This window comes from Rhodovibrio salinarum DSM 9154 (genome assembly GCF_000515255.1).
Taxonomy (GTDB): Bacteria; Pseudomonadota; Alphaproteobacteria; order Kiloniellales; family Rhodovibrionaceae; genus Rhodovibrio; species Rhodovibrio salinarum.
Window position 1 is genome coordinate 136,170 of the sequence record NZ_KI911559.1, and the last position, 21,330, is coordinate 157,499.

The following is a 21,330-nucleotide window of genomic DNA, read 5'->3' on the forward strand; positions in this document are numbered from 1 at the left end:
GCACTATGATATGAAATGCTATAGACCTCGCGACTTCGAAGCAATCTGCCTCACAGGACGGCTAACTTTGTCGGCATCGTCGAACAGGAGTTCCCCTTGCCTGCCCCTCTTTTGACCGTCCAGAGCAGCCCAGACCTTCCAACCCACGCGGATGTCGTCGTGATCGGCGGCGGCATCGTCGGTGTCTCGGCGGCTTGGTTTCTGGCGCGACGCGGCGTCCATGTCGCTCTCGTCGAAAAGGGGCGCATCGGCGCCGAGCAATCGAGCCGGAACTGGGGCTGGTGTCGCCAGCAAAACCGCGATGCGCGCGAGCTCCCGATGGCCACCAAGAGTCTCCAGCTCTGGGAGGAGATGCAGGCCGAGATCGGCGAAAGTCTGGGCTTCAGCCGCTGCGGCCTGCTCTATCTATCCGACGACGACGCCGAGATCGCACGATGGGCGGCATGGCGGGACATGGCCGCAGACTACGGGGTCACGACCCACATCCTCGGGGCGCGCGAAGCCACGGAGCGCGGTCACACCACGGCAAAGCCCTGGAGAGGCGGCGTCTTCTCCCCCAGTGACGGCGTTGCCGACCCCGCGCGTGCCACCCCGGTGATCGCGCGGGACGTGATGCACCGCGGCGGCAGTGTCCACCAGTTTTGCGCCGCACGTGGTCTCGAACTGGAAGCCGGCCGCGTCTCGGCCGTCGTTACGGAAAGCGGGCGCATCCGGACCTCGCAGGTAGTGCTTGCAGGCGGGGCCTGGGCCTCGAGCTTCTGCCGGCAACTTGGCGTTCGGTTTCCGCAGTCTTCGGTGCGCTCCTCCGCCCTGTCGCTCATGCCGGGGGTGGACGGACTGCCGGACGCACTTCACACGTCGCAAGTTTCCATAACGCGCCGTGGCGATGGCGGCTATAACCTGGCTGTGTCGGGCCTGGCCAATGTCGATCCGACCCCGCAACAATTCCGCTTCGCCCATCATTTCCTGCCAATGCTCGCGAAGCGCTGGCGGCTGCTGTCGCCCGGCAACCTGGAGGGCTGGGGCTGGGGCCATGAAAGCCGTCGCCGCTGGCAACTCGATCAGCCGACCCCGATGGAGGCAGCGCGCATTCTCGACCCCTGGCCGTCTCGACAGGCGCTGCGCGAGATTCTTGCGCGCGCCCGGCGATTGCTGCCGGCGCTGGGCTCCGTTGGGGTGCAGGCCGAATGGGCTGGCTATATCGACAGCACGCCGGATGGGGTGCCGGTGATCGACAAGTCTGAAACACTGCCGGGGTTTGTCCTGGCGGCGGGCTTTTCCGGGCATGGGTTCGGCATCGGTCCCGGCGCTGGGCACCTGGTGGCCGACCTCGTTACCGGCGCAACGCCGGCTCTGGAGTATCAGCAATACGCCCTCGCGCGTCTTGGCAGCGGTGCCTGGGGCAAGGTATCGGAATTCTAGGCCGGCTCCGGTATGGCTTGGGCGAAGCGCGCGATCGAGAAGGGTGCGATCGGCGTCTCGGTCCGCTCCTCGGCAATCAGCTCGGCCATCACGTCGCCGACCGCCGGCCCGATCTGGAACCCGTGTCCGGAGAAGCCGAAGGCATAGTACAGGCCAGGAACCCGGACACTGGGTCCCATGACGGGCAGCATGTCCGCAACGTAGCCTTCGGTTCCCGACCACGTGCGAATGACCTGCGCGGCCTGCAGTGCCGGACAAAGCCGTAGCAGGTGGGGAAGCTGCTGCGCGAGCAGCGCGGGATCGGGCCGTGCGAAGCCCGGATCCAGGGGGACAGGCACGCGCTTGCCGCCGCCGAAGACGATGTTGCCGCGCTCGACTTGGCGGAAATAAACGCCGGCTTCCTTGTGTCGGGTCCAGACCCCGACGACCGGCTGGATGCGATGGGGCAACGGCTCGGTCACGCCCATCTGCGGTCCGTGCGCTTCGAGCGGGACTGGCTCGCCGAACCGCGCCGCCATGTCGGCGCCCCATGCGCCCGTGGCGACGACCAGGCGCTCGGCCATGAAGGTCCCGCTGCTTGTCTCGATCCCGAACCGCCTACGGTCATGCCGGATCGCAGTGACCTCCGTGTTTTCCACGATCCGCGCGCCGAGGGCCGAGGCTGCGCGGGCAAAGGCCGGAGCGATGAGCCGGGGATTGCCGGACCCGTCGTGGGGGGAGAAGGACGCCGCCCGCGCGCCGGGCCCCAAGCCGGGAAAGCGGCGTTGAATATCGCGCGGTTCCAGGAGTTCCAGCTCGAGTCCCCACGGCCGGGCCTCCGCGGCATGCGCTTCCATGTCCGCAATGGCCTCCGGCTCGAAGGCGAGCCGGAGATGACCAGTGGCGCGAAACTCGACATCCTGGCCCAACAGCGTATGCAGCTCGCCCCAAAGCATCCGTGAGCGGTGGGCGAGCGGCAGTTGCGGCAGGAATCGTCCCTGCCTGCGGATATTACCGAAGCTCGCGACCGTCGCCCCCTGACCCACGCGCCGGCGCTCGATCAAAGTCACCTGTACGCCGCGCCGCGCGAGGAAGAAGGCTGTCGCCGCGCCCATCAGTCCGCCGCCGATGACGATCGTGTCCATGCGCGCCCTCCTGCAGCCTGACGCCCAATCTGACGGGCGCGTGCGCACTGGTCCAAGACGGCATTGAAGGGATAGCATAAGCCAAGCTTCTGGATCAGGATGTGAGGGATAGCCATGCGTGCACGTCAGTTGGAGGTCTTTTGTGCCGTCATGCGGACAGGCACCGTCACCGCCGCGGCCCGGGAGCTCAACATTTCCCAACCTGCGCTCAGCCAGATCTTACGTCACACCGAAGATGAATTGAGGATCTCCCTGTTCGAGCGGGCGAAGGGGCGACTACACCCGACCGAGGCCGCGACTGAACTCTACCAGGAGGCGGAGCGTGTCTTCTCGGGCCTGGATGCGCTGCGCCGGCGGGTGGCGGACATGCGCGCCGGTCGGGTCGGGCTGGTCCGGCTCGCCGCATCCGCCCCGCCCTCGATGAGCTTCCTGCCGGAGGCGATCTCGGCCTTTCGTGCGCGTCACCCTGAGGTTGTCCTGCGCTCGATGGTGGGCCCCGTTGCGAACCTCACCCAGATGGTCCGCGACGGCGACGCCGGCATCGCCGTCGCCATGAACGACGCCCCGCAACCGGGGCTGGATGTCGAGCTTCTGGGCACGGTTACGATGGTCTGCCTGCTGCCTGCAGGACACCCTCTGTCGGCGCAGACCACGCTGACGCTCAACGACCTTGCGGCGGAGACCTTGATCTCCTACCGCCAGCCGACATTGCCGGGGCGGCGGCTGGCCCGGCTGGCGGCCGAGGCGGGGCTTTCCTTCATGCCAGAGATCGAAATCGACGCCTCGATTTCCGCTCTCCCCTTCGTACAGCAGGGGCTGGGCACGGCAGTGGTGGACGGGCTGATGCCCTGGAGCCGGTTCACCGGCGTGGAGGTGCGTCCCTTGGCGCCGGAGGTGCGCTTGCCAGTGACGCTGCTGACGTCGAAAGACGCGACGCTGTCGACCCCCCACCGCGCGCTGCTGGGGTGTCTGCGGACGGCGTTCGCCAGCCACCAGGAATCATAGGTCATACTTATAAGCCTCTCGCGCATCCGACTTGGCTGACGTGCGGCTCGCCATGAGACCGTCAGTCGAACCAAAGCGAAAGGGTGGGCATGGGCTGGAAAATCGGAGTGGATATCGGCGGCACGTTCATGGACTTCTGCGCGGTGAACACCGCGACCAACGCGCTGCACTCGTTCAAAGTGCTCACCACACCCGATCAACCGGGTCGCGAGCTCGGCGATGGCCTGACGGCGCTTGCCGACGACGAAGGGGTGGAGCTCAGCACCGTCGAAACCTTCGTGCACGGAACCACGGTCGGCATCAACACGGTGATCCAGCGCAAGGGCGCGCGGCTCGCACTCCTGACCAACGCCGGCTTCGAAGACGTAGTTGAGCTGGGACGCCTGCGGCTGCCGGATATGTACTCGCTGTTCTGCGCGCAACCCGAACCGCTGGTGACGCGCGACATGATCTTCGGCGTCGGCGGGCGGATGCTGTCGGATGGGACGGAAGAGTCACCGCTCGACCCCGCCGAGGTGGAGGCCGCGGTCATGGCGGCCAAGACGGCAGGGGCCGAAGGGCTCGTGGTGTCGTTCCTGCATTCCTACCGGAACGCCGCGCACGAGCACGAAGTCGTGCGCATCGCGCGCGAAACCGTCCCCGATATCTTCATCTTCTCGAGTGCCGACGTCTGGCCCATCGTCCGTGAGTACGAACGCACCACCACCGCGATCCTGAATGGCTATATTCACCCGCGGATCGCCGGATATCTGTCCGGCCTGGAGCAGACGCTCGAGGCGTTGGACGTGCCGGCCCGCCCGTATGTGACCAAGTCGAACGGCGGGCTGATGACGGCGGCCGAGGGCAAGACCTCCTGCGTCAACATGCTGCTGTCCGGGACGGCATCCGGCGTCATGGGGGCGGCATGGCTCGCCCGGCAGGCGGGCGTGTCGAATGTCCTGACCCTCGACATCGGAGGCACCAGCGCCGACCTCGCGCTGATCACCGACAGCACGCCCGCCTTCGGCCAAGGCGAGCAAATCGGCGATTTCCCCATGCACATGCCTTCCGTTTCGGTTAGCTCCATCGGCATCGGCGGCGGCTCCGTCGCCGTTGTCGACGAGATGGGCGTGCTGCGCGTCGGCCCGGAAAGCGCCGGGTCGGTTCCCGGGCCAGCCTGCTACGGGCGCGGCGGCACGCGACCCACGCTGACCGACGCGATGGTCGTGTGCGGATACCTCGGCCACGCACCAATGGCCTATGGACAGCTCGAAATCGATGCCGCCCGCGCCCACGAGGCGATGGCCCAGATCGCAGAGGCGCTCGACCTCACCCCCGAAGCCGCCGCGCAGGCGATCATCGAGGTCGCGATCTCCGAAATGTTCGTCGAGGTCGAGAAGCTCGTCTCGCGCGAAGGGGTCGACGTACGCGACTACGCCCTGCTGCCGTTCGGCGGTGGCGGACCGATGTTCGGCTGCTTCCTGGCGTCCGAGCTCGGCATCACGGAGGTCCTGGCGCCGCCGCGCCCGGGCGTGGTCAGCGCGCTCGGGGGCCTGGTGGCGGACTTAAAGGGCGACTTCGTACGCACCCTGTTCCTTCCGTGCGCAAGCGACGCCGCGCCCGCCCTGCGCGACTCGCTCGGCGCGCTCGAGGCTGAAGGGGAAGCTTGGTTGCGCGAGCGCCAGGGCTTCACCGGCGAGACGGAAAGCCAGATATCCGCCGACATGCGCTACCACGGTCAGTCCTTCGAGATCGACGTCCCGCTCGATCAGGACTGGATCGCTGAGGGCAACATCGAGGCGATGCGGGACGCTTTCCACCGCCGCCATGAGGAAATCTACGATTTCGCCGATGTCGACAGCGCCGTGGAGCTGGTCAACCTGCGCCTGGTGAAGGCGGGGCGGGTTCCACCGCTCGTCATGGAGTCCGCCTCCCCGGTGGACGGGCCGGCCCCGCAGGAAAAACACATCACGCTGCGTCGCGGAGGCGCCCCCGAGAGCGTGCCGTTGCACCTGCGCGGCGCGCTGCGCGCCGGCCAGTGGTTCGACGGGCCGGCCGTCGTTGCGCAGGAAGACACCACGCTGGTCGTCCCAAGAGACTTTCACGGCCGTATCGACAGTCATCTCAACATTCACCTGACCCGGAGGACGCGCGCATGAACATGGACAAGGTCGTGCTGCGGATCCTCGCCAACCACAGCCGGGCGGCCGCCGAGAACATGGCGCAAACGCTTTTCCGGACCGCGCATTCCGCCTTCGTGAAGGAAACGCAGGACTTCACCGTCATGCTGCTCGACCCCGAGGGGCGGACATTCGCCGTGCCGTTGGAGCTCGGCGCGACGTGGTATCCCGGCCTGACATATGGCCGGGCGATCTCGATGATCGACGACTACCGCCCCGGCGACGTTGCGTTCACGAACGACCCCTATTCGGGTTTTCTCTCGACCCATGCGCCGGACACGCATCTCTGGAAGCCGGTTTTCCACGAAGGCGAAATCGTCGCCTGGACGGCGGGGCATATCCACAACACCGATATGGGCGGCGCCGTGCCGGCCTCGCTCTCACGTTCCTTGACCGAGATACATCAGGAAGGCCTGCGTTTCCCACCGATGAAGCTGGTCAACGAAGGGGTCTTCGACGAGAGCATTCTGCGGATCATGTCCACCAATGTCCGCAAGCCGGAACTCAACCTCGGCGACATCAAGGCCCTTGTGGGCGCTCTGAACACAGGCGAACGCAAGATCCGCGCGATGATCGAGAAGTTCGGCATCGAGACGTTCCGCACCGGCGTCTCCAACCTGCTCGACTACGCGGAGACACAGGCCCGAACGCTGCTCTCCGAGATGCCGGACGGGACCTGGGACTTCGCGGACTACACGGACGAGGACAGCGACGCGGGCAATCCCTGCCGGTTGAAGGTCCGCCTGACCATCCAGGGCGACGAAGCGGAACTCGACTTCACCGGCAGTGACCCGCAGCTCGGTTCCTCTCTCAACGTGCCAACGGGCAGCGATCCGCACCACACCCTGTTTCTGGTTGGCGTCTACTACGTGCTGTCGACGCTCAACCCGCACATCCTTCTCAACCAGGGACTGACGCGGCCATTCAAATGCATTGCGCCGGTCGGCACCGTGCTGAACCCGCGCCATCCCGCTGCCGTCGGCATGCGCAGCCTGACCTGCGCACGGCTACGTTCCGTCCTGTTCGGGGCCTTCGCCCAGGTGCTGCCTGAGCGGATGCCCGCGGCGCCAGCCGGTAACAACTGCATCGTCAATGTCATGACGACCGACGAACGCAGCCGACGCACGGTTATCGCGGCGGTCAACCCGGTCGTCGGGGGCGGCGGGGCGATGCCCCATCGCGACGGCTCCAACGGCTCCGGCGCGGACGCCGCCTATCTCAAGAACACACCGCTCGAGATCACCGAGTTGGAAACGCCGATCCGCTTCACCCGCTATGGCTTGCTGCGCGACAGCAGTGGGGCCGGACGCTGGCGCGGGGGACTTGCGACCGAAATGGCGTTCCGCGTCTTCGCCCCCGACACCCGGATCACCGCCCGCAACCGCGACCGCCACCGCTTCCGTCCCTGGGGCACGCTCGGCGGGGGTGCCGCGGGCGTCTCCGACATGCGGGTGAACCGTGGCACCGAGGGTGAAAGGGCCTTCGGCGCGCGCGACGTCGCCGTGCTGCACCCCGGAGACGAGCTGCACATTCAATCGGCCGGCGGCGGCGGGCGCGGCGACCCGCTGGCGCGCGAGCCATGGCGTGTCGCCCTCGATGTGCGGCGCGGCTATGTCAGCGCCGAGGCGGCCCAGCGCGACTACGCCGTGGTCCTGCAGGAGGGCAAGGTCGACGAGACTGCGACCGAAGCGCTGCGCGCGGAACGCCAGACAGGAGCGGTGCCGCCCTTCTTCGATTTCGGCCCGGAGCGTCGGGAATTCGAATCGATCTGGACCGAAGACCACTATGCGGCGCTGACGCACCTCTTGCTGTGCCTGCCGATCCATTGGCGCTTCTTCGTCAAAACGGAACTATTTCGCCAAATCAGCGAGCACCCGGAGACAGACCTCGACGAAGCCTTGGCCGCGATACGTCTCCGCTATCCCCAGATTCCAGACCCCAGCGCCCAGGACACCTCTGACCCGGGCCCAGAGGCGGCGACATGAGAGGCGGCTTTCGGCGACTGTGCGAAACGGAACGCCCCGTCGTGCCGTTCCGGCTTGACGGGTGCGACAGCGAGGCCCTTGCCGGAGACACGGTCCTGACCGCGGTCCGGGTCAATCAATCGGCCCTGCGCACGAGCGAGTTCGGCGACGGCATGCGCGCAGGCTTCTGCTTGATGGGCGCGTGCCAAGACTGCTGGGTTTGGACCCGCGCGGGCGCGCGTCTCCGCGCCTGCGAAACGCCGATCGCAGCAGGGATGGACCTGCTCACATACCCTCCGGAGGCGGCGACATGGCCGGGCGGCGGGTAGTCGTGGTGGGCGCGGGTCCGGCAGGTCTCCGCGCCGCAGAGACGCTAGCGAAAGCGGGCGAGCGCCCGGTGCTCCTGGATGCGGCCCCGGCCTCCGGCGGGCAAATCTACCGCCGGCAGCCGGGCACCTTCGTCCGCGAGCCGGTCGACATCTATGGCTCGGAAGCCCCCAAGGCCGCTGCGATCCACCGCATCCTCGACACGCTCGGCGAGCGCGTCGACTACCGCCCCAATACCGAAGTCTGGGCCATCTCGGGACACCGTCTGCACATCGCCGAGGATTCGGGGATGGGCGAGATGGAATTCGACAACCTGATCCTCGCAACGGGGGCAACAGACCGTGTGCTGCCCCTCCCAGGCTGGACCTTGCCGGGTGTGCACACTCTCGGCGGTGCGCAGATCGCCCTCAAGAGTCAGGCCTGTGCGATCGGCGAACGGGTCGTGCTGCTCGGCAGCGGGCCACTGCTGCTGCTGGTGGCGTGGCAATACGCCAAGGCCGGGGCCAAGGTGGCGGCCGTCCTCGACACCGCGCGGCTTCGCGACCAGGCGGCCGCGCTCCCAAAGCTGGCCGCCCGGCCCACCTTCCTTTGGCGCGGTCTCACACTTCGGGCCAAACTGATCCGTCTCGGCGTACGGGTTCACCAGGGCGTGGCGGATTTGGCGATCGAAGGCGATGCCACCGCTGGCATCGAGGCCGTGCGGTGGCGCGATGCTGCGGGCCGCCCGCATCGAATCGCATGCGACGCGGTTGGTATGGGATGGCACCTGCGATCGGAAACGCAGATTGCAGAGCTCGCAGGATGCCGGTTCACCTGGGATCCCATCGCACGCCAACATCTGCCGGAACTCGACCCAATGGGACGGTCGAGCATCTCGGGCCTCTACATCGCCGGCGACGGCGGACGCCAACTGGGAGCGGACGGAGCGGAACTTGCTGGCCGGCTCGCGGCCCTGGCGTGTCTTGAAGACAATGGCCACGCCCCGGCCCCTGAGACCGGCGCGCTGCTCGGCAGGATGTCCCGCTTCGAGCGGTTCCGCCGTGGTCTCGCCCGCGCCTTTCCCTGGCCGCAGCAACTTTGCCGCAACATGGCGGATGAGACCCTCGTTTGCCGCTGCGAAGCCGTCACGGTCGGAACGTTTCGCGAGGTCATTCGCCGCGCGGATGCGGACGAGCCGAACCGGGCGAAGTCCCTATCGCGCGTCGGCATGGGCCGCTGCCAGGGTCGCTTCTGTGCCGCGGCCGCGAGCGAGATTCTCGCCGCCGAGTGTCAAGTTGAGCCCGCAGCGTTGCCCGGCCTCCGAGCGCAGCCACCGGTTCGCCCCCTGGCCATGCGATGCGCGCCAAGGGACGGGAGCAACACCATTGCCGAAGAGAGCGAAACGCAGACCGGGGAAATGACCCACCACCGTGAACGCTCAACGGCATGAGACCCTAGCGGCCTGCTAGTGATCGGCCGCTTCAGAGTCCATCAGCCTTGCGCGCTTTACGTCCTCGCGGTTGCGGGCGGCGAGTTCCTGTATCAGACGCCGCGCCGCGTCGGCATCCCGGCGCTGCACCGCTTCGGCAAGCCGGCGGTGATGAGCGAGATTTTCGGCGAACGCGGAACCGGCCAGCATGCCGGTGGCGAAGTTCACCCGGAGCAGGAGTTCGATGGCGTGGAACATGCCGAGCAATAGCCGGCTATCAGCCGCCTCGAAGATCACGCGGTGAAACTCGATATCCGCGTCGAGCGCCGCTTCGGACACTTCCGGTCGCGTCTCCATCGCTTCAAGCGCTTCCCAGAGCCGCAGCACTTGGCTCATCTTCGCGCGCTTGGCCGCGAGCGCCGCAGCCTCGGGTTCGATGATGGCTCGCATTTCCGCAAGTTCGTCGAGCAGGCGTTCGCGATCACCCGGGTTCTCCAGCAGCCAGGCGATCACACTGTTGTCGAGGATGCTCCATTGGGAAAGCGGCTGCACGATGGTCCCGGCGCGGCGGCTCGTGCGCAGCAACCCCTTGCCCGCCAGCATCTTCACGGCCTCGCGCACGGCGTTACGGCCCACGCCAAGGGCGCTTGCGAGTTCTGGTTCGGTGGGCAGGGCCTCACCGGGGGAATAGACGCCGCCGGTAATACGTCGACCTAAGGTGTCGGCGACCTCATGAACCCGGCCTTCACGCGGGCCCGATTCACCGGCCGCCGCATGCTTGTGCACGTCGGTCCTCTCCTGTCGTGCCACCGCAACATCCTTATCAGCATCGTCTTCATGAGGCGCGAATACTGTCGTCAAACTATCATGGGATGTTTGGCGATTGTCATCCCTTGATGCAGCGTGGGAGTTGCTAGACACTTCGCCGTGGTGCGCGACCACGTTTCACGGCACCGAAGGGCCGATGCCCGGCCCCTGCAAGCAAAGCAAAGCGACAAGCTCCCCGGGAGGGAACAACGCATGATCAGGAAGCTTCTCACCACGACGGTCGCGCTCTGCGCGCTCGCCGCGACGGCGCACGCGCAGGACACTTACGACCTGAAGTTCCAAAGCAGCGACAACTCCGGCACCGCCGCGTTCAAGATTCAGCAAGAATGGGCCAACAAGGTCGAGGAGATGTCGGACGGGCGCATCAAGATCGAGATGCTCCCCGTTGGTGCGATCGTCGAATACAATGAGACTCTTGATGCCGTCGGCGCTGGCATTCTTGATGGCCACGTCACCGACAGCTCCTACTTCACCGGCAAGGATCCGGCGTTCGCCCTGATCGGCAACCCGGTTGGCGCCTATTCGAGCCCAGAAGAGCTGCGCGCCTTCTTCAACGAAGGCGGCGGCACCGAGCTCTACAACGAAATCCTCAACCCCTACGGCGTTCAGTTCATCGGCCCCGCCGCACAGACCGCCGAAGCGGTCCCCTCGAAGAAGCCGATCGAAAACGTTGAGGACCTGAAAGGCGTCAAGATGCGCGCGCCCGAGGGCATGGTGCAATCGGCATTCGCCGCGGCGGGCGCGTCGCCGGTAAACCTGCCGCAGTCGGAGGTGTTCACCGCGCTCGACAAGGGCGTGATCAGCGCCGCCGACGCCACGACGCTGGCCACCAACCATTCGATGGGTCTGCACGACGTGGCCAAGCACCCGATCTGGCCGGGCTTCCACTCGCTGCCGCTCAACGAGGTGTCGATTACCAAGAGCACCTGGGATTCGATGTCCGAGGAGGACCGGGAAATCCTCGATGAGTCGGTGGAATGGTATGCCAACACCCTCGCCGAGAAGATCCGTGCACGGGACCAGGAGGTCGCGGACGAACTCCGCAAGCGTGACGACGTCACCATTCACACTTGGTCGGAAGATGCGAAGAAGGAGTTCCGCCAGATCGCTCAGAAGCAGTGGAAGGACTATGCCGAGCGCTCGGAGAACGCGCAGAAGGTCTATGACGCCCTGACCTCCTATCTGAAGTCGCAGGATCTGCTCTAAGCTCTGTCCAGTAAGACGACAGAATCAGCCGGGCGGCGCTAGCCGCCCGGCCCGCGACGGGGAAGGGATTTCATGGAGACGTTTGAAAGCGGGCGCGACCAGTTCGGCGTGCCACAAGACCGCTTGTCAGCCGTCCTGGCACCGCTAGGGCGGCCTATCAGTATCATCTTCGTGCTCATCACCGTCTTCACCTTCTACGAAGTGGTGATGCGCTACGTGTTCAACTCGCCCACCTTCTGGGTGCACGAGACGACCACGGCGCTCGCCGCGTTCTGTTTCGCCTTCGGCGGCGCGTACTGCGTGGCGATCGACAAGCACATCCGCGTGGTCCTGATCTATGACGCGGTAAGCCCACACATCCGCCGCTGGCTTGACGTCGGGATCTCGTTCATCGGCTGCGCCGCCTGCGCGCTGATGTCCTGGGCCTGTTGGACCCTCGTGGCCAAGGCGTTCTGGATGCCCTCGGGCCAGTTCCGCATGGAGACGAGCGGCAGCGCCTGGAACCCGCCGACACCAGCGATTATCAAGGCGGTGCTGTTCGTCATGCTCTGCGCCATGACTGTGCAGTTCCTGCTGCAGGCGATCCGCCATATCCGCCGGGACCCGAACCAGGAAACCCACCACGGCGAGCCGAACGAGGGGGTTTTCGAGGATGCTTGAATTCCAGGCCCTCGGCATCGAGGCGGGCAGCCTCGTCATGTTCGCCATGCTGCTGGGGTTGCTCATCACCGGCATGCCGCTCGCCTTCGTGACCATCCTCGTGGCGCTGATCTTCGCGCTGGGCTGGTTCGGGCCGATGGCGGTGCCGATCGTCACGACGCGGATCTATTCTTTCATCACACAGTACGTCTTCGTCTCGGTGCCGATGTTCGTACTGATGGCATCGATACTCGACCGATCAGGAATCGCACGCGACCTGTTCGACGCCATGCGCCTGGCGGCCGGACGGCTGCGCGGCGGCGTCGGCGTGCAGACATTGCTGGTGGCGGTCGTGCTCGCCGCGATGTCGGGCATCATCGGCGGCGAGATCGTGCTGCTCGGCCTGCTCGCGCTGCCGCAAATGCTGCGCCTCGGCTACGACCGGCGGCTGGCGATCGGCATCGTCTGTTCGGGCGGCGCGCTCGGCACCATGATCCCGCCCTCGATCGTGCTGATCATCTATGGGTTGTCGGCCAACGTCTCAATCAGCGAACTCTTTACCGCTTCGTTCGTCCCGGGGCTGATGCTGGCCTCGCTCTATACCGCCTACGTGCTGATCACCGGTTACCGTAACCCGGAGATGGCGCCCGTCCCCACCGACGAGGGCGAAGAAGATGTATCGCTCGCGCGCAAGCTTGCGCTGCTGAAGGGACTGATCCTGCCGCTGCTCGTGGTGGTGTTCGTGCTCGGGTCGATCTACGGCGGCATCGCCTCCGTGACCGAAGCTTCGGCGATCGGCGTGATCGGCGTGGTGCTGTCGACGATCATCCGGGGCGAGTTCAATTGGAAGATGATGTCCGACGCGGCGATGCAGACCCTGCGCACCTGCGGGATGATCGTCTGGATCGGTGTTGGCGCGACCGCCTTGATCGGCGTCTACAACCTGATGGGCGGGATCGACTTCGTCGAACGCACGCTCACGGGCGTCTCCGACGAGCCGCTGGTGGTCCTGATCGTGATGATGCTCATCCTCGCGGTGCTGGGGATGTTCCTCGACTGGGTGGGCATCGCGCTTCTCACCATCCCGATCTTCGCGCCGATCGTGTCCTCGCTCGGCTACGACCTGATCTGGTTCGGCGTTCTGTTCGCGCTCAACATGCAGATCTCGTTCCTGTCGCCGCCCTTCGGGCCCGCGGCGTTCTACCTGAAGAGCGTGGCTCCATCGGATATCTCGCTTGGACTGATCTTCCGATCGCTCTTGCCCTTCATCGCGCTCCAGCTGCTCGCGCTGGTGCTGGTGATGAGCTTCCCGGAGCTGGCGCTCTGGTATAAATAAAAATAGGCCGGCGGCCCTCAGGGCCGCCGGCCTATCGCTTCCGCACATCAGGGGCACGCCCTCAGGCGGCGACGACCCGCTGACGCTGGTTCCCCAGCTTCTCGACGCCAAGCTCCATGACGTCGCCCACGTTCAGGAACTGCTGGGGCCGCATGCCCTGGCCGACACCCGGCGGCGTGCCGGTCGAGATCACATCGCCCGGCTCCAGCGTCATGAACTGAGAAATGTAGGAAATCAGGTGCGGCACGTTAAAGATCAGCGTGCTGGTCGCGCCTGTCTGCTTGCGCTCGCCGTTCACGTCGAGCCACATATCAAGCTCGTGGGGATCGCCCACCTCGTCGCGCGTGACCAGCCACGGGCCGAGCGGGCCGAACGTGTCGTGGCTCTTACCCTTGGTCCATTGGCCCTGGCGTTCCTGCTGGAAGCCGCGCTCCGAGACGTCGTTCATGACGGCGAAGCCGGCGACGTGGTTCATCGCGTCCGCCTCGGAGACGTATTTCGCCCGGGTGCCGATGACGATGGCGAGCTCGACCTCCCAGTCCATCTTCTCCGAGCCGCGCGGCTTCTCGACGTCGTCATTCGGCCCGCAGAGCGCCGAGACGGCCTTCATGAAGATGATCGGCTCGCTCGGTTCCGCCATATTGCTCTCGGCAGCGTGATCCGAGTAGTTGAGGCCGATGCAGGCGATCTTGCGAACCCCGCCGACGCAGGGGCCGAAGCGGGGCGCCCCCTCGACAGCCGTCAGCGACGCCGGGTCGATACCGCGCAAGCGATCGAGTCCGGCATCCGAAAGCGTGTCGCCGGCAATGTCGTCGACATGGCCGCTGAGGTCGCGGAGCGTGCCCTGGTTATCAACCAGACCCGGCTTCTCCGCGCCCTTCGGGCCGTAGCGCACGAGTTTCATATGTCTTTCCCCATTTGCAATCAGTAGACGGCGCGGCCGCCCGAGATGTCAAACACGCCGCCGGTGGTGAACGAGCAGTCCTCAGAAGCGAGCCATGCGATCATGGCGGCCACCTCGGCCGGCTCAACGAAGCGGCCCATCGGGATCTTCGAGAGCATGAAGTCGATATGCTCCTGGCTCATCTGATCGAAGATCGGCGTGCGCGCCGCCGCAGGCGTCAGGCAGTTCACCAGCACGCCGCTCTGCGCCAACTCCTTGCCGAGCGACTTGGTGAGCCCGATCAACCCAGCCTTCGAGGCCGAATAGTGCGAGGCGTTCGGGTTGCCCTCCTTGCCGGCGATCGAGGCGACGTTGACGATGCGGCCATAGCCGTTCGCCATCATGTGCGGCACGACCGCCCGACAGGTGAGATAGGGCGCGATCAGATTGACCTCGACGGTTTTGCGCCAGATCTCGGGCTCAAGTTCCCAGGTCTTGGCGTTACCGCCGGTGATGCCGGCGTTGTTGACCAGGATGTCGACGCGCCCGCCGGTGGTTGCCGCCTCAGTGGCCTCGGCAACGGCGGTCTCGTCGGTCAGGTCGAGTGCACGGCCCGACGCCTGCGGCCCAAGCCGCTCGGCGGCGTCGGCCACGGCATCCCCGTCGATGTCCCACAGGATGACGCGGCCGCCGCCGGCGATGACGCGCTCGGCTGCGGCGTAGCCGATGCCGCGCGCGCCCCCGGTGATCACGGCGACGCGGTTGTCCATGTCGATTTTATTCATCGGCGTTTTCCTCCGACGTGCTGGCCGCGCTCAGAACCGGCGCGGTATGCGCCGGTTCTCGCATATCCCGGGCGCAGAAACAATGTATACATTACGGGGTCCTCGGCCCAAGAACCGGCCTCTTCTCAGGCTGTGCCCCCATGCGCCTCGGACGGCCGACTCCTCAGGAGTTCCAGGGTCTGGGCGTCGGCGCGCTCGCGGTGCCCCCGCATCAGCCGCTCCGCTTCGGCTTCGTCACCCGCACAAATCGCCTCGAAGATGGCGCGGTGCTCAGCATCGGAGCGGGTGGGGCGGGACCTCAGAGGCACGATCGCGAGCCGGGCACGATACTGTTGATCCCAATAGAGGCGCAGGGTCGATTGCAGACGCGGATTGCCGGAGGCCGCAGCGATGGCCGAGTGAAACGCGTCGTCGAGACGGGACCAATACTCGATCTGATCACGCCGGGTCGCCTGCTCCATGGCATCGAGCAGGCCGCGCATGCGCGTCACCGTCTCCGGCGCGAGTCCCCGCAACGCCGCCAACCCGGCAGCGCGCACCTCGAGCGCGGAGAATACCTCGTAGATCTCGGCAAGGTCGTCGAGCGAGAGCGCGCGCACGGTGATGCCATGGCGCGGCCGGATGGTAACCAGCCCCTCCTTCTCGAGCCGGATCGCCGCCTCGCGGATCGGGGTTCGGCTCATCGAGAGCAGCGCGGCGAGTTCGGTCTCCAGCAACGTGGTGCCAGGGGCCAGCCCGCCTTCGAGGATACGGTAGCGCATGTCCCGGTAGGCGCGCTCGCGCGCCGGCAAGGCCGGGTCGGTATCGCGGCTCGGCCGGGCGCGCGCGCTCTCGGGAACGGGATCGCCGGCCAGGCTGTCGTCGCTGCCGTCCGACGCCTTATCGCTCATCGCGTCCGATGCCGTTCATCTGCTGGACGAAATCGTAGAGCGTCGGCAGGTAGTCCGCGCCGCGCCCCTGCGCATCGGCGGCCGCAAAGCCGTTCTTGACCGCCGACGAGACATGGCTGGCGATCCCGCTTTCATTGGCGAGCGACACCAGGTAGCGCATGTCCTTGTGGGCGTTGGTCAGGGCGAAGCGATGCGCCTCCGGGTCGCCGCCGACCACATAGGCCATGAACGTCTGGTAGAAACCGCAGTCCATCCGCCCGCCCGAGATCACCTCGTGGAAGGTCGCGGCATCGACGCCGTTCTTCGCGCCAATCGCCAGCGCCTCGGAATACAGCGTGGCGTAACCGAGCGAGAGGAAATTGTTGAGCAGCTTCATCGTATGCCCGGCGCCGACCTCCCCGACATGGAGGATGCGGCCGGCCCAGCAGTCGATCACCGGGCGCACGCGGGCGAAATCGGCCTCGCTCCCGCCGACCATGCAGTCGAGCGTGCCCGCCCAGGCCTCCTTCGGCGTCCGGCTGAGCGGCGCGTCGAGGAAGGCGACGCCAACCTCCTGGCAGCGCGCGGCGAGCTGACGGGTGGAAACCGGGTTCGAGGTCGAGCAATCCACCACGGTCCCCTGGAACCCGCTTCCCAACAGCGTTTCGATCGTGGCTTCCACCTGCGGGCTGCCGGGCAGGCAGAGGAACACGAGGTCGGCGGCTGTTGCCAGGGCGGCCACGTCCGCAGCTTCTTCGGCGCCCCGGCTCGTCAGGTCCTCGACCGGCGTCCGGTTGCGATGGCCGAGCACGCTCAGGGAATAGCCCGCCTCAACGATGTTCTTCGCCATACCGTGGCCCATCAGGCCAACGCCGACGAAGCCGACCCTCAAATCTGCCATTACTAAAGTCTCCCCATCATACAGGACGCGGGCATCGAAAGCTTGAAGAGCGATACCCCGTCCTGCGCCTTGGCACCCGACAACGCGCCCAAAGTCAAATCAGGCCCGCGGGCCGAGCCCGGCTCTTTTTGATCAACGGCTCGGGACAATGTATACATTATGACTGCGCCACAACAAAGGCAATGACGCATGCCTGCGCCCCGCGCCACAGCGGGGTATGCTCTTTGTGCGCACGCCGCCCCCGGGTGCCGCCGGCTGGACGACTCGTTTCGCAACCGATCCGAATCACACTACGCCGCTACGGGCCAGCCCGGCAGCCCCCAGCAAGAAAGCCTATTGGGTCTCTTCCGCCCCGCTATGCTCCGGCGGCGCAGCCCCATCGGCATCCCGGTAGCGCGCGCCCGGGAAGGCCTGACCCGTCAGACGGCTGAGCGGGCTCGTCTTCACAGCCATCTCTTCGTATTCCTCTTCGGGGTCCGAAAGAGCGACGATCGCCCCGCCGACACCGTACTGCACGCCGTCCGGACGCATGACCAGGGTGCGAATGACGATGCTCAGATCGACCGCGCCGTTGAGCGAGAAGTAGCCGAGCGCACCTGAGTAGATTCCGCGCGGCCCGTCCTCCAGCGCGTCGATGATGGCCATCGTGCGGATCTTCGGCGCACCGGTCATCGACCCGCCCGGGAAGGCCGCCCGCACGCAATCCACCGGGCTGACGTCACGTCGCAAGCGCGCGGCAACGGTGCTGACTAACTGGTGCACCGTGGCATAGGTCTCGACATCGAAGATCTTGTCGACCCGGACGCTGCCCACCTCGGCGCAAACGCCCAGGTCGTTGCGCAGGAGATCCACGATCATCAGGTTCTCCGACCGGTCTTTCTCGCAAGTCGCGAGCTCCTCCCGGATGCGCCGATCCTCTGCTTCGTCGCAGCCCCGCCGCCGGGTCCCCTTGATCGGCTTCGCCTCGATCTGGCCTGCAGACGTAATGCTCAGGAAGCGTTCGGGAGAGCTGCTGAGTACCGCAAGGTCGCCGAACCGCAGATAAGCCGCGAACGGCGCCGGGCTGATCCGCCGTAGCTCGCGGTAGGTGGCGAGCGGCGGCATGCGGCCCGACGCGGACAGCATGTTGGTCAGGCAGACCTCGTAGCTCTCCCCCGCGGCGATCGCGTCGAGACTTTTCCGGATCCGCCGCAGATAGGCGTCGCGGTCGTGGCGGAGCTGCAAGGGACCCAGGGACTGACCGGCCTCGGTCCCTGATGACGGCGTCGGAGCGACCTCGCGCAGCGCCTCGGCGACGGCTTCCATCCAGGTCTCGGCCGCGCCGTCGTCCCCCTCTCCCGGTTCCAGGGCCATGACCCAGACCTCCCCTCGGGCATGGTCGAAGGCCAGCCCCCGGTCGGCGAACAGCAGGCCCGCGTCGGGGTCCGGCGCGGCGTGCGCGTCCGCGCCGCCACACTCGGCTTTCAATTCGTACCCCAGATACCCCACCCACCCGAGCGCGAAGCCGAACGGCAGATCGGGTGCCGCCACGGAGTTCCGCGCCATCTCGGCCTTGAGCCAGTCGAAGAGTCCCTCCTTGAGCACCGTTCGCCCGGCATGGGTCTCGACAACGACGGTGCCGGCACGCACGTCGGCAAAAGCCCGGCGGGCATAAGGTCCACGGCCATTGCCCATAAACGAAAACCGGCTGAGCGCAGGAGCTCCCCCACTGCTGTCGAGCCAAAATGCCGTGTCCGATTGAGCGAACAACGCCTCGAACAGCTGTTCGGCCGGAGCGCGCTGCGCCACCACCCGGGTGCGCAGACGCCAAATCGGCGCCCTGCTACTCTGGCCCTCAGCATCACCCTCCGGCCCGGGGTCGGTGAAGCCGGGGCAAGCCCCCGCGGAATCTGGGTAAGGTGCCCCGACAGCCACCGTCCGGCCCCGACGCGCGTGCCTCTCGGTGCTGATACGCTGGAAGTTCTGGATCAGTCTCCGGCCGTACTGGGTGCAAATTGATTCGGGGTGGAACTGAACGCCCCATTGAGGACGCTCCCGGTGCGCCACCGCCATCAGAACGTCGTCCGATGTGCGCGCCAGCACCTCGATCGACCCGGGCAACGCCTCGGCGATCAGCGAGTGATAGCGCACCACCTCGAAGGGGCTGGGAATCCCGGCGAACAGCGGCGAGCGCACGGCCGACAGCCGCCCATGCATCAGCGTCGGCGCCGACACCACCTTGGCCCCGGCCACGGAGCAGATGCCCTGGTGGCCCAGACACACCCCCAGGACCGGCCGCTCACCGGCGTCCAGGATCGGGCCGGAGAGGCCGAAATCCGACGGCACGTCGGGCCGCCCGGGCCCCGGAGAGATCACAACAGCGTCGAATTGCGGCACGTCTTCGACCCGGAAGATCGGATCGTCGTTACGCACCACGACTGGGGGCCGACCAACCGTTTGGGCGATCAACTGGTAGAGGTTGTAGGTGAAGGAATCGTAGTTATCGACGAGCAGGACACGCATAACGAGTTCCTCTGGACCAGCAGCAGCCGCCGACCACGGCGGTTGCACCCGCCCGGGATGTGAGGCGCGCCGCCGTGAGCCTGGCCGGATATCCGTCCGAAGTGGATGGGGAGACCGCACGGATCGACGGTGGTGCACCACCCGTCAAGGCACCATCCCCCGTAGAGCAAACAGCTCCCAGGTCTGTTCGAAATAGCTGTCCTGCACGTCGGCAGACGCGTCAATCGCGCGGCCCAGCATGGCGTCTTCGAGGGGCCGAAGACGAGGGCGTTTACCAGAAGAGCTAGCTGCGGATCATGGCCATGACCGCTGCAGACACCTCCTTGAGCGCCGCGTTGCGTGTTGCGAAATCCGCTTTCGCGTCCGAAATGAAGATCGTGACGATCCAAGGGGCCGCGTTCGGCGGCGAGATCAGCGCGATGATATTGCGCGTCTGGCTGCCGCTGCCGGATTTATCGGCAATCACCCAGCCGTCAGGGGCATGGCTGCGCAGCAACTCCTGGGTCACGGCGCCATGACTCATCCATTCTGCCAGCTGTTCGCGGGAGGCTGGAGTGAGCACATCCCCCAGCAGAAGCGCACGCATCGTCTCTGCCATAGCGATCGGCGTCGTGGTGTCACGCGGATCGCCTTTCGCGAAGCTGTTCATCTCCGGCTCACGCCGGTCGAGCCGACTGACCGGATCATCCGCATTCCGGAAAAGTTCCGTGACGACTTCGGGACCCCCCAAGCGGTCGAGCAATAGGTTGCTCGCGGTGTTATCGCTCATGTCGAGAGCGGCAAGGCAAAGCTGGGTGAGGCTCATGCGATCCCCGACATGCTCCGAGGTTACGGGAGCATAGGAGAGCAGATCGCTCTCGTGGACAGGCAACGTCTCAGACAAGGCAAGCTCGCCATCATCGGCCTGCGCGAGGATCGCCCCACAGATCGGCACTTTCGCCGTGCTGTTCATGAGAAAGCGCTCATCTGGACGATGGGTCCATGCTTCGCCCGAGCCGGTGTCCACGACAGCAACACCGACCCGCGCGTCGAGGCTTTGCTCGATCTGCGCAACGGTATCGGCCAGCTTCGCTCGCGGGGTCGCGGCCGAAGCGATCATGTTCATGGACAAGCCAAGGGTGACCCCTGCCGCGACGCGCAACAGGATGGAGGCGGTAAACCGCATATGTAGGTCCTTTTCGAAAAGGCGTTGTAGAAGCGCCGATGGCAGGCGCTTACAACATGGGCGTCGACTACGCCTACACCCTGGTTCATGAGGCGCCGGAGCGGACGTCACATGGCCCGCGGCTCGATCTGGTGCCGGCCTCGCCGCCTTGGAGTGCCGCAAGGCCGAGCTGACGGCACAGCTGGAACAGTCCCCGCACCAGACCTAACGTCACGCTGCACCCGAACCTGGCGCAGGTCTAACGTGCCTCTCCAGGCTTGGGGGCGCGGATCTGGAGCAAAAACGCGGAAATGCGGACACACAAAAGACCCGCAGGAATTTGTTCTTCCTGCGGGCTTGATAAGCTTGGTTGCGGGGGCAGGATTTGAACCTGCGACCTTCAGGTTATGAGCCTGACGAGCTACCTGGCTGCTCCACCCCGCGGCAGTGTTGCGTGTGCCCTTGAGAGGGGTGTTGGGGACCGGGTGACGAGGTGGGGGTTATGCGCTTGAAAGACCTGGCGGCGACCTACTCTCCCGCATCCATTGATGCAGTACCATCGGCGCTGGCGGGTTTCACGGCCGAGTTCGGAATGGGGTCGGGTGTATCACCGCCGCCATAGCCACCAGGTCGTTCAAGCGCCCGTCCCTTGGGTCCCGCGGGCGCGGGGTGGGGACGGACCCTGGGATGACGTGAGATCGCGTATTTGGGTGCGCTTCTTGAGCGTTGAGGTTCCGGCTTGTCGCGTCGCGTTGTTGCGGGGTTTGCCGCTGTGCGCGAGGCGAGGTCCGGGATCAAGCCGATCGAGCGATTAGTACCGGTCAGCTT

The 21,330-nt window shown here is 66.1% G+C and carries 17 protein-coding genes, 1 tRNA gene and 1 rRNA gene; 9 read left to right on the top strand and 10 right to left on the bottom strand.

Annotated elements, in window-relative coordinates; all coding sequences use genetic code 11:
- Positions 1-96: 96 nt before the first annotated feature.
- Positions 97-1,422, top strand: a complete 1,326-nt coding sequence (locus RHOSA_RS0100595) for an NAD(P)/FAD-dependent oxidoreductase (protein WP_027287161.1) — start codon at positions 97-99, stop codon at positions 1,420-1,422.
- Here the strand turns inward: RHOSA_RS0100595 and RHOSA_RS0100600 are convergent.
- Positions 1,419-2,546, bottom strand: coding sequence for an NAD(P)/FAD-dependent oxidoreductase (locus RHOSA_RS0100600; protein WP_027287162.1), 1,128 nt, complete (start codon positions 2,544-2,546; stop codon positions 1,419-1,421). The genes RHOSA_RS0100595 and RHOSA_RS0100600 overlap by 4 nt on opposite strands.
- A 114-nt stretch (positions 2,547-2,660) precedes the next feature.
- Between RHOSA_RS0100600 and RHOSA_RS0100605 the strand changes: the two genes are divergently transcribed.
- The 5 genes from RHOSA_RS0100605 to RHOSA_RS0100625 all read left to right on the top strand — a co-directional run bounded on the left by RHOSA_RS0100605 (position 2,661) and on the right by RHOSA_RS0100625 (position 9,430).
- Entirely contained in the window at positions 2,661-3,551 is an 891-nt protein-coding gene (locus RHOSA_RS0100605) for a LysR family transcriptional regulator (protein ID WP_027287163.1), read from the top strand.
- A gap of 89 nt (positions 3,552-3,640) precedes the next feature.
- Positions 3,641-5,689 carry a hydantoinase/oxoprolinase family protein gene (locus RHOSA_RS0100610; protein WP_051431660.1) on the top strand — a complete coding sequence of 683 codons (2,049 nt, stop codon included), beginning with the start codon at positions 3,641-3,643 and terminating at the stop codon, positions 5,687-5,689.
- The gene (locus RHOSA_RS0100615; RefSeq protein ID WP_027287165.1) at positions 5,686-7,695 is read left to right on the top strand and encodes a hydantoinase B/oxoprolinase family protein; all 2,010 of its coding nucleotides are present in this window, start codon (positions 5,686-5,688) and stop codon (positions 7,693-7,695) included. The genes RHOSA_RS0100610 and RHOSA_RS0100615 overlap by 4 nt, the downstream gene beginning before the upstream one ends.
- Positions 7,692-8,003: a (2Fe-2S)-binding protein gene (locus RHOSA_RS0100620; protein ID WP_027287166.1), complete on the top strand. Its 312-nt coding sequence runs from the start codon at positions 7,692-7,694 to the stop codon at positions 8,001-8,003. Before RHOSA_RS0100615 ends, RHOSA_RS0100620 begins: the two co-directional genes overlap by 4 nt.
- Entirely contained in the window at positions 7,985-9,430 is a 1,446-nt protein-coding gene (locus RHOSA_RS0100625) for an FAD/NAD(P)-dependent oxidoreductase (protein WP_027287167.1), read from the top strand. Before RHOSA_RS0100620 ends, RHOSA_RS0100625 begins: the two co-directional genes overlap by 19 nt.
- 15 nt (positions 9,431-9,445) lie before the next feature.
- Here the strand turns inward: RHOSA_RS0100625 and RHOSA_RS19495 are convergent, their stop codons facing one another.
- The gene (locus RHOSA_RS19495; RefSeq protein WP_051431661.1) at positions 9,446-10,195 is read right to left on the bottom strand and encodes a FadR/GntR family transcriptional regulator; all 750 of its coding nucleotides are present in this window, start codon (positions 10,193-10,195) and stop codon (positions 9,446-9,448) included.
- Positions 10,196-10,429: 234 nt separating this feature from the next.
- Between RHOSA_RS19495 and RHOSA_RS0100635 the strand changes: the two genes are divergently transcribed.
- The 3 genes from RHOSA_RS0100635 to RHOSA_RS0100645 all read left to right on the top strand — a co-directional run bounded on the left by RHOSA_RS0100635 (position 10,430) and on the right by RHOSA_RS0100645 (position 13,418).
- On the top strand, positions 10,430-11,443 hold the full coding sequence (locus RHOSA_RS0100635) for a TRAP transporter substrate-binding protein (RefSeq protein ID WP_027287168.1): 1,014 nt from the start codon (positions 10,430-10,432) through the stop codon (positions 11,441-11,443).
- A gap of 72 nt (positions 11,444-11,515) precedes the next feature.
- On the top strand, positions 11,516-12,103 hold the full coding sequence (locus RHOSA_RS19500; RefSeq protein ID WP_051431662.1) for a TRAP transporter small permease subunit: 588 nt from the start codon (positions 11,516-11,518) through the stop codon (positions 12,101-12,103).
- On the top strand, positions 12,096-13,418 hold the full coding sequence (locus RHOSA_RS0100645; RefSeq protein WP_027287169.1) for a TRAP transporter large permease: 1,323 nt from the start codon (positions 12,096-12,098) through the stop codon (positions 13,416-13,418). Before RHOSA_RS19500 ends, RHOSA_RS0100645 begins: the two co-directional genes overlap by 8 nt.
- A 61-nt stretch (positions 13,419-13,479) precedes the next feature.
- On the opposite strand, the gene RHOSA_RS0100650 is transcribed toward RHOSA_RS0100645, so the two are convergent.
- From RHOSA_RS0100650 to rrf, 8 genes are all read right to left on the bottom strand, one after another.
- Positions 13,480-14,322: a fumarylacetoacetate hydrolase family protein gene (locus RHOSA_RS0100650; RefSeq protein WP_027287170.1), complete on the bottom strand. Its 843-nt coding sequence runs from the start codon at positions 14,320-14,322 to the stop codon at positions 13,480-13,482.
- Positions 14,323-14,342: 20 nt separating this feature from the next.
- Positions 14,343-15,086, bottom strand: coding sequence for an SDR family NAD(P)-dependent oxidoreductase (locus RHOSA_RS0100655; protein ID WP_027287171.1), 744 nt, complete (start codon positions 15,084-15,086; stop codon positions 14,343-14,345).
- A 125-nt stretch (positions 15,087-15,211) separates the two neighbouring features.
- Entirely contained in the window at positions 15,212-15,976 is a 765-nt protein-coding gene (locus RHOSA_RS0100660) for a GntR family transcriptional regulator (protein ID WP_081728342.1), read from the bottom strand.
- Positions 15,966-16,856, bottom strand: a complete 891-nt coding sequence (locus RHOSA_RS0100665; RefSeq protein WP_027287173.1) for an NAD(P)-dependent oxidoreductase — start codon at positions 16,854-16,856, stop codon at positions 15,966-15,968. Before RHOSA_RS0100665 ends, RHOSA_RS0100660 begins: the two co-directional genes overlap by 11 nt.
- Before the next feature lie 333 nt (positions 16,857-17,189).
- Positions 17,190-19,358 (bottom strand): aminodeoxychorismate synthase component I, encoded by a 2,169-nt coding sequence (pabB, locus tag RHOSA_RS0100670; RefSeq protein WP_027287174.1) that lies wholly within the window; start codon positions 19,356-19,358, stop codon positions 17,190-17,192.
- Positions 19,359-19,641: 283 nt separating this feature from the next.
- On the bottom strand, positions 19,642-20,523 hold the full coding sequence (gene bla / locus RHOSA_RS0100680) for a class A beta-lactamase (protein WP_037255425.1): 882 nt from the start codon (positions 20,521-20,523) through the stop codon (positions 19,642-19,644).
- A 346-nt stretch (positions 20,524-20,869) separates the two neighbouring features.
- A tRNA-Met gene (locus RHOSA_RS0100685) sits at positions 20,870-20,946 on the bottom strand.
- A 71-nt stretch (positions 20,947-21,017) separates the two neighbouring features.
- Positions 21,018-21,132 (bottom strand): 5S ribosomal RNA (gene rrf, locus RHOSA_RS0100690).
- Between the last annotated feature and the right edge of the window lie 198 nt (positions 21,133-21,330).